This is a genomic window from Pseudomonas pharyngis (assembly GCF_021602345.1).
In the GTDB taxonomy this organism is placed as follows: domain Bacteria; phylum Pseudomonadota; class Gammaproteobacteria; order Pseudomonadales; family Pseudomonadaceae; genus Aquipseudomonas; species Aquipseudomonas pharyngis.
In genome coordinates this window covers 41153-49573 of record NZ_BQID01000025.1, presented here as the reverse complement: position 1 = coordinate 49573, position 8421 = coordinate 41153, and the positions used below count along the sequence as shown (strand labels likewise).

The window sequence follows — 8421 nt, the reverse complement described above, 5'->3', positions numbered from 1 at the left end:
GGTCGAGTGCGGTCAGCGAGGCATCGGTTTCGATCACTACATCGCCGACGTCGTCGACGTAGTAGGTGTCGACGCCATCACCGCCGATCATGGTGTCGGCACCTGCGCCGCCATTGAGGGTGTTGGCTGCAGCGTTACCGGTCAGCGTGTTGTCCAGCGCGTTACCGGTGCCGTTGATCGCATCGCCGGTAAGCACGAGGTTTTCCAGGTTGGCGCCCAGAGTCCAGTCCACCGACGCGCGCACGGTGTCGATTTCGCTGGCCAGCGTGCTGCTTTCAGTCACCGTGTCGCCGATGTTGTCGACGATATAAGTGTCATTGCCCAAGCCGCCATTCAGGACGTCGGCACCCGCGCCACCATCGAGGATGTTGTTGCCCGAATTACCATTGATGTAGTTAACGCCGCTGTTGCCGGTGCCGTTGAGATTGGCGGTACCGGAAAGCGAGAGGACTTCTATGTTGGCGCTCAAGGTGAAGTCGACCGACGACCAGACACTGTCGATCTCGCCGGCCAGGGTGCTGGTTTCGACGATGGTGTCGCCGACGTTGTCGACGATATAGGTGTCGTTGCCGAGTCCGCCAATCAATGTGTCAGCGCCTGTGCTGCCATCAAGGATGTTATTGCCATCGTTACCGGTGATGCGGTTATTGACCGAGTTGCCGGTACCGTTGAGGTTGCCGGTGCCGGTCAGGATCAGGTTTTCGACGTTGTTGCCGAGGGTGTAATCGATGGACGCGAATACGCGGTCAAGGGCGGTCAGCGAGGCATCGGTTTCGATTACTACATCGCCGACGTTGTCGACGTAGTAGGTGTCGACGCCGTCGCCACCGGACATGGTGTCGGCACCTGCGCCGCCATCAAGCGTGTTGTTCAGTGCGTTACCGGTGAGGATGTCGTTGAACGCAGAACCGATGGCGTTCTCGATCTTGGCCCCGTAGGCAATCGCCAGCCCGTCATTAATCGCGGTCTGGTTGTTGTAATCGATGAACGCCTTGCCGATCTGGCTGTAAGCGCCTTCATTGAGGTTGATACTGACGGCCGCGAGCTGGTTGCTGCCATCGATGGTGTCGTTGCCGCCGCCATCCCAGATGGTCTCGAAAATCGACTGGTTGGCTGCCCACTTGTAAACAGTGTCACCGGCCTGCCACGCCATGTTGGCGCCATACAGGCTCTGGATCGCGATGATGTCCAGCACCATTGGCGTGGTTGGCTGGTAGGAATAATTGCTGTTGTAGCTCATCACCGTGAAGTGAACATCATCGAGCGTCGGGTCGAGCAGGGTCTTGTTGGTCGAGCTGGCGTCGAACGGGTGCTTGAGTCCCAGCGCATGGCCGATTTCATGCACGAACGTCATGTAGTCGTAGGTGCCTTTGCCCGGGTTCGGATCATTGGTCTGCGGACCGATCCAGACATCGCCGGCGACTGGCGTATTGGCCGGGAAGTAAGCCCACGCAGCGGTCTTGTCGTCCATCAAGCGATAGCCGCCAAAACGCATGTCACCGACGTTGAAAAGGGTGTCGGTGGTCAGCGTGAAGTTGAGGTTGGCGACGGCACTCCAGGCGCCCAGCGCGCTGGTGATTGCGGTTTTTTGCCCGGCCGTGAGCTCATACAGTGCGTTGTATTCGTTGTCGGGGCTGTAATCGGTCACGAAATACGAAGTGACCGGTGCCATGAAGCTATAGCTCAGGTTGGTCGGCCCAGTCGGACTCCAGTTGGCTCCCAGCCAATAGGTGCCGGAGATGAGGCTGTCGACGAGGGCATTGCCTGTCAGCGTGGAGGGCAAACTGATCGAATACGTCTTGGGCGTTGGCATAGGATTTCCTGAGAGCTATGCGACCCTTCCTGAATGCGGCCGCTACAAAAAAACGCGATTTTGCACCAGAATTTATACATTTGACATCATAGGGCCACTATTTCTGATTAGTGGCGTCAAATTACTGGCCTGGCACTCTGTATCGGCGCGTGCAGTAGAATCCTGAAAAAATGCTGTCCGCCGTCTGTCGAGGATTTTCATGTCAGTTGTAACGCCTTCTCTCATCCGCGAAACCTTCCCTGTCGGCCCTTTGCAGTGCAACTGCACCATCATTGGCGACCCGTTGACCAAGAAAGCCATCGTCGTCGACCCCGGCGGCAACCCTGATCTGATCATGGCGCGCCTCGATGCGCTGGGCCTGAAAGTCGTCAGCATCATTCACACCCACGCGCATCTGGATCACTTTCTCGCTTCCGGGCAGATGAAGGAAAAAACCGGCGCGACTCTGCACCTGCACAAGGAAGATCAATTCCTGTGGGACAACCTGGAAATGCAATGCCAGATGTTCGGTGTGCCGTATGTGCCCGTGCCGTCGCCAGATCGCTGGTTGAGCGACGACGAAGAACTGGCCTGCGGTTGCGGCGTGGCACTGCACACGCCGGGGCATACGCCAGGTTCCATGAGCTTCTGGTTTTCCGAGGCTAAGCTGTTGATAGCCGGCGACACGTTGTTTCGTCGCGGAGTAGGGCGCACGGATTTGTGGGGCGGCGATCAGGCGACCATCGTGCGATCGATCAAGCAGCGGCTGTACACCCTGGATGAAGACGCGACTGTTGTGGCCGGGCATGGTCCGGATACGCGTCTGGGGGATGAAATGCGCGAGAATCCATTTGTGCGTGCCTAAACATTTTGTCACGGGTGCCCATTGGAATTTTTGTGCATTGTCATGATCCAACGCCCGCACGGGCCAGTTGCCAATGTCCGCTGCACCACAGAATGCAAAATGTAGGAGCACTCCATGTTCACCACGCGTCGTTTGATTATTGTCGCTACTGCCGTGGCCGTTTTGTCCGGCTGCGCCTCGCCCAACCCGTATGACAATCAGGGTCAGGCCGACGGTGGCTCCCAGGGCATGAGCAAAACCGCCAAATACGGTGGCCTCGGTGCTTTGGCCGGCGCGCTGGCCGGTGCCGCCATCGACCACAACAACCGCGGCAAGGGTGCGCTGATTGGCGCGGCCGTGGTCGGTGCCTCGGCCGCCGGTTACGGCTACTACGCCGACCAGCAGGAGAAAAAACTGCGCGCCAGCATGGCCAACACCGGGGTTGAAGTGCAGCGTCAGGGTGACCAGATCAAGCTGATCATGCCGGGCAACATCACCTTCGCCACCGATTCGGCGAACATTGCTTCCAGCTTCTATCAACCGCTGAACAACCTCGCCAACTCCCTGAAGGAGTTCAACCAGAATCAGATCGAAATCGTCGGCTACACCGACAGCACCGGCAGCCGCCAGCACAACATGGACCTGTCCCAGCGTCGTGCGCAAAGCGTGGCGACCTACCTGACCTCGCAAGGCGTCAGCGGTGCCAACCTGAGCGCCCGCGGTGCCGGTCCGGATAATCCGATCGCCAGCAACGGTGACGTCAATGGCCGGGCGCAGAACCGCCGTGTCGAGGTCAACCTCAAGGCGATCCCGGGCCAGCAGTACGGTGGTCAGCAACAACCGGGCACGGTTCAGCAGTACCCGTAACCGTCAGCTACAAAAAAGCCCCCGGACAAGTGATTGTCCGGGGGCTTTTTGTTGGCGCGAAGGCTGATTACTTCTTCAGGCCGTAATGCTCATCAAGCATGCCCGGCGAATTCGGGGTCTTCGGCGCGTAGTCACGCGGTGGTTCCTGATCCCGTGGTGGCGTCAGGCGTTCCCGTGGGGCCTGTGCTGCTTCGGAATGCAGCGAGGCCAGCAGGCGCTGACGAGTCTGCTCATCCAGGGCCAGACGGTTGGCACCCTCGGCGAGGTGATCCTGCACTTCCTGATAGCTCTGGGTCAGTTTCTTGACCAGATTGGCGGTGCTGTTGAAGTGGGTCACCACTTCATTCTGATAACTGTCGAAACGTTCCTGAATATCGTCCAGTTGACGCTGCGTGCGGCTGGGCGCAGCGTTCGGCGCAACGCGAGCGATCAGGAAACCAATGGCGACACCCACAACCAGGGCAAGAGTCGGTAACAACCAAACTAAGAGCGAGTGTTCCACGAGTCCTTCCTCTATAAACGGCTTTGCTTTACGTTAACGGCTCGAACCTGCGCTGTATACCGCGATTCACTCGCAATAGACTGGCACAGACAATTTGCTAGACGAGTCGACCCGATCCGAGGTCACGGAGTTCCTTCCTTGCTGATGCGTGAAACCCCTGTAGTGATTGATGGCCCGGTGGGTCAACTTGAGAGCCTGTACCTCGACAACGAGCAGCCGCGCGGCATCGCGTTGATCTGCCATCCTAACCCGGTGCAGGGCGGCACCATGCTCAACAAGGTCGTCTCGACCCTGCAGCGCACCGCACGCGACGCCGGCCTGATCACCTTGCGTTTCAACTATCGCGGCGTCGGTGCCAGCGAAGGCTCCCATGACATGGGCACCGGTGAAGTCGATGACGCCCAGGCCGCTGCCGCCTGGTTGCTGGAAAAGCATCCGGATCTGCCGCTGACCCTGTTCGGTTTCTCCTTCGGCGGATTTGTTGCAGCAAGTCTCGGCGGCCGTCTCGAAGCCCAAGGCATTCAGCTCAAGCATCTGTTCATGGTCGCGCCGGCGGTGATGCGCCTGGGCGAGCAGGATCAACTGCCGCAGAAGGGCGAGCTGACCGTGATCCAGCCGGAAACCGACGAAGTGATCGATCCGCAGCTGGTCTACGACTGGTCTGAAAAACTCCAGCGCCCCCATGAGCTGCTGAAAGTGGCAGAATGCGGACACTTTTTTCATGGCAAGCTGACCGATCTCAAGGATCTGATCCTGCCGCGTCTCTCGAATTGATTGCAGTCTGACAAGCGATTACCCATGACGAACCGTACCCGCATCCTCACCGGCATTACCACCACCGGCACCCCGCACCTGGGCAACTACGCCGGCGCCATCCGCCCGGCGATTCTCGCCAGCCGAGACAGCCATGCCGATTCGTTCTACTTCCTGGCCGACTATCACGCCCTGATCAAGTGCGATGACCCGCTGCGCATCCAGCGCTCGCGTCTGGAAATCGCCGCGACTTGGCTGGCCGGTGGCCTGGATGTGGATCGCGTGACCTTCTATCGTCAGTCCGACATCCCGGAAATCCCCGAGCTGACCTGGCTGCTGACCTGCGTCGCCGCCAAGGGCCTGCTCAACCGCGCCCATGCTTACAAGGCTTCGGTGGACAAGAACGTCGAGACCGGCGAAGACCCGGATGCCGGCATCACCATGGGCTTGTACAGCTATCCGGTGCTGATGGCGGCGGACATTCTGATGTTCAACGCGCACAAGGTGCCGGTCGGTCGCGACCAGATTCAGCACGTGGAAATGGCCCGTGATATCGGCCAGCGCTTCAACCACCTGTTCGGCCAGGGCAAGGAGTTCTTCACCATGCCCGAAGCGCTGATCGAGGAAAGCGTGGCCACGTTGCCGGGCCTGGACGGTCGCAAGATGTCCAAGAGCTACGACAACACCATCCCGCTGTTCTCCAGCGCCAAGGAAATGAAGGACGCGATCTCGCGCATCGTTACCGACTCCCGCGCGCCGGGCGAAGCCAAGGATCCGGACAACTCGCACCTGTTCACCCTGTTCCAGGCTTTCTCCACGCCAGCGCAGGCCGACGAGTTCCGCAGCGAGCTGCTGGGCGGTCTGGGTTGGGGCGAGGCGAAGAACCGTCTGTTCCAGCTGCTCGACAACGAACTGGGCGAGTCCCGCGAGCGTTATCACCAGTTGATCGAGCGTCCGGCGGACCTTGAAGACATCCTGCAACACGGCGCCATAAAGGCCCGTGCGGTGGCGACCCCGTTCCTCAACGAGCTGCGCGAAGCGGTCGGCCTGCGTTCCTTCGTCAATCAGGTTCAGGTGGCCGCAACCACCAAGAAGAAAGCCGCGAAAGCCGCACGTTTCGTCAGCTTCCGTGAAGACGACGGCAGCTTCCGTTTCCGTCTGCTGGCGGCCGACGGCGAGCAATTGCTGCTGTCGCGTAACTTCGCCGACGGTAAAACCGCCGGTCAGGTGACCAAGCAGCTGCAATCGGGTCAGGCGCTGGATGTACGTAGCGAAGACCTGAGCTTCAGTGTCTGGCTGGAAGGCGAGTGCGTCGGCGACAGCCCGGCGTTCGCCGACGTGGCTGCGCGGGATGCGGCCGTCGAGGCCTTGCGGATCGCTCTGACACCGGTTCAGGAATAATCAACGGCTCGGCCCGACCAAGGGCCGATTGCCATTCCCACGGGCCATCGCTACAGTGACGGCCCGTTTTTGTTGCCTTGCTAACGAATTATGACGCCCCTAGAACGATATCAAGCTGATCTGAAACGCCCGGACTTCTTCCATGATGCCGCGCAGGAAACTGCCGTTCGTCATCTGCAACGCCTGTACGACGATCTGATCGCGGCCGAGCAGAACAAGCCGGGTTTGCTGGGCAAGCTGTTTGGCAAAAAGGATCAGACGCCGGTCAAGGGTCTGTATTTCTGGGGCGGCGTGGGTCGCGGCAAGACTTACCTGGTGGACACCTTCTTCGAGGCGCTGCCATTCAAGGAAAAGACCCGTACCCACTTCCACCGCTTCATGAAGCGTGTGCACGAAGAGATGAAAACCCTCGGCGGCGAGAAAAACCCGCTGACCATCATCGCCAAGCGCTTCGCGACTGAATCGCGGGTCATCTGCTTCGATGAATTCTTCGTCTCCGACATCACCGACGCCATGATCCTCGGCACGCTGATGGAAGAGCTGTTCAAGAACGGCGTGACCCTGGTCGCCACTTCGAACATCGTGCCGGACGGCCTGTACAAGGACGGCCTGCAACGCGCGCGCTTCCTGCCGGCCATCGCGCTGATCAAGCAGAACACCGAAATCGTCAACGTCGACAGCGGCGTCGACTACCGTCTGCGTCACCTCGAACAAGCGGAACTGTTCCACTTCCCGCTCAACGAAGCCGCTCATGAAAGCCTGCGCAAGAGCTTCCGCGCGCTGACGCCGGAATGCACGGCGGCGGTGGAAAACGATGTGTTGATCATCGAGAACCGCGAAATCCGGGCCCTGCGCACTTGCGACGACGTGGCCTGGTTCGACTTCCGCGAACTGTGCGACGGTCCGCGCAGCCAGAACGATTACATCGAACTGGGCAAGATTTTCCACGCCGTGCTGCTCAGTGGCGTGGAGCAGATGAGCGTCACCACCGACGACATCGCCCGACGCTTTATCAACATGGTCGACGAGTTCTACGACCGTAACGTCAAACTGATCATTTCTGCCGAAGTCGAGTTGAAAGACCTGTACACCGGCGGGCGTCTGACGTTCGAGTTCCAGCGTACCCTCAGCCGTCTGCTGGAGATGCAATCGCACGAATTCCTGTCCCGGGCACACAAGCCTTAAGCGGATTCGGCAAACAAAAAGGGCCTGCAGATGCAGGCCCTTTTTTGTGTCTGGTCGAGTCGTCAGGCAGCCTGCTGAAACTGCTGTCGATACTGGTTCGGAGACAGTTCGGTGTGCTGGCGGAACAGCCGTGCGAAGAAGCTCGCATCGTCGTAGCCGACTTCGTAGCTGATGGTCTTGATGCTCTTGCGGCTGCCGGAGAGCAGGCCTTTGGCGGTCTCGATGCGCAGCCGTTGCAGATAGTGCAGCGGTTTGTCGCCGGTGGCGGTCTGGAAGCGGCGCATGAAGTTGCGGATGCTCATGCCGTGCTCCCGCGCCACGTCCTCGAAGCGGAACTTGTCGGCGAAATGCTCTTCGAGCCAATGCTGGATCTGCAGGATGATCACGTCCTGGTGCAGCTTCTGACCGCCGAAACCGATGCGTCCCGGGGCGTAGCTGCGCTGCACTTCATAGAGAATGTCGCGAGCTACTGCCTGGGCCACGTTGGCGCCGCAGAAGCGCTCGATCAGGTAAATGTAGAGATCGCAGGCCGAGGTGGTACCGCCGGCGCAATACAGGTTATCGGCGTCGGTCAGGTGCTTGTCCTGATTGAGATAGACCTGCGGGAAGCGCTCGGCGAAGGCGTTGAAGAAACGCCAGTAGGTGGTCGCTTCCTTGCCGTTGAGCAATCCGGCCTCGGCCAGCCAGAACACCCCGGTGGCCTCGCCACAGAGCACGGCGCCCCGGGCATGCTGTTCGCGCAGCCACGGCAGGATCTGTGGATAACGTTGGCACAGCGTATCGAAATCGTCCCAGAAGGCCGGAAGGATGATGACGTCGGCGTTTTCCAGGCCGCCGTCCACCGGCATGATCACGTCACTGAAGCTGTTCACCGGTTTGCCGTCGGGGCTGACCAGGCGGGTTTCGAACGCCGGAGTCAGGCCGTGGCCCAGTTGTTTGCCGTAACGCAGGCTGGCCAGATGGAAGAAATCCTTGGCTTGCATGAGAGTGGAAGCGAAAACCCGGTCGTTCGCCAGGATGCTGACGCGCCGCAAGGGCGGGGAGACGTGCTTGGACATAATTCAACTTTTGTTTTTA

At 59.6% G+C, this 8421-nt stretch carries 8 protein-coding genes; 5 read left to right on the top strand and 3 right to left on the bottom strand.

The genetic code is table 11. The features are described from left to right. A partial coding sequence (locus L6D74_RS28700; RefSeq protein ID WP_236191468.1) for a M10 family metallopeptidase occupies window positions 1-1813 on the bottom strand: 1813 nt, incomplete at its 3' end. A gap of 199 nt (window positions 1814-2012) precedes the next feature. Here L6D74_RS28700 and L6D74_RS28695 point away from each other — a divergent pair. Further along, entirely contained in the window at window positions 2013-2657 is a 645-nt protein-coding gene (locus L6D74_RS28695) for an MBL fold metallo-hydrolase (RefSeq protein WP_236191466.1), read from the top strand. Between the two features lie 114 nt (window positions 2658-2771). Continuing rightward, window positions 2772-3503: a YiaD family glycine zipper/OmpA-like lipoprotein gene (locus L6D74_RS28690; protein WP_007956806.1), complete on the top strand. Its 732-nt coding sequence runs from the start codon at window positions 2772-2774 to the stop codon at window positions 3501-3503. A 67-nt stretch (window positions 3504-3570) separates the two neighbouring features. Here L6D74_RS28690 and L6D74_RS28685 read toward each other — a convergent pair whose 3' ends face one another. Continuing rightward, entirely contained in the window at window positions 3571-4005 is a 435-nt protein-coding gene (locus L6D74_RS28685; RefSeq protein WP_039766275.1) for a Z-ring associated ZapG family protein, read from the bottom strand. A gap of 144 nt (window positions 4006-4149) precedes the next feature. Here L6D74_RS28685 and L6D74_RS28680 point away from each other — a divergent pair, with 144 nt between their 5' ends. The 3 genes from L6D74_RS28680 (at window position 4150) to zapE (ending at window position 7344) form a co-directional block, all read left to right on the top strand. After that, window positions 4150-4779, top strand: coding sequence for an alpha/beta hydrolase (locus L6D74_RS28680; protein WP_236191470.1), 630 nt, complete (start codon window positions 4150-4152; stop codon window positions 4777-4779). Window positions 4780-4803: 24 nt separating this feature from the next. After that, window positions 4804-6159: a tryptophan--tRNA ligase gene (locus L6D74_RS28675; protein WP_236191463.1), complete on the top strand. Its 1356-nt coding sequence runs from the start codon at window positions 4804-4806 to the stop codon at window positions 6157-6159. Window positions 6160-6249: 90 nt separating this feature from the next. Continuing rightward, window positions 6250-7344, top strand: coding sequence for a cell division protein ZapE (gene zapE / locus L6D74_RS28670; protein ID WP_064599321.1), 1095 nt, complete (start codon window positions 6250-6252; stop codon window positions 7342-7344). 62 nt (window positions 7345-7406) lie between these two features. Here zapE and L6D74_RS28665 read toward each other — a convergent pair whose 3' ends face one another. Further along, complete coding sequence (locus L6D74_RS28665) at window positions 7407-8303, bottom strand: GlxA family transcriptional regulator (RefSeq protein ID WP_170844884.1); 897 nt, start codon at window positions 8301-8303, stop codon at window positions 7407-7409. Window positions 8304-8421 lie beyond the last annotated feature (118 nt).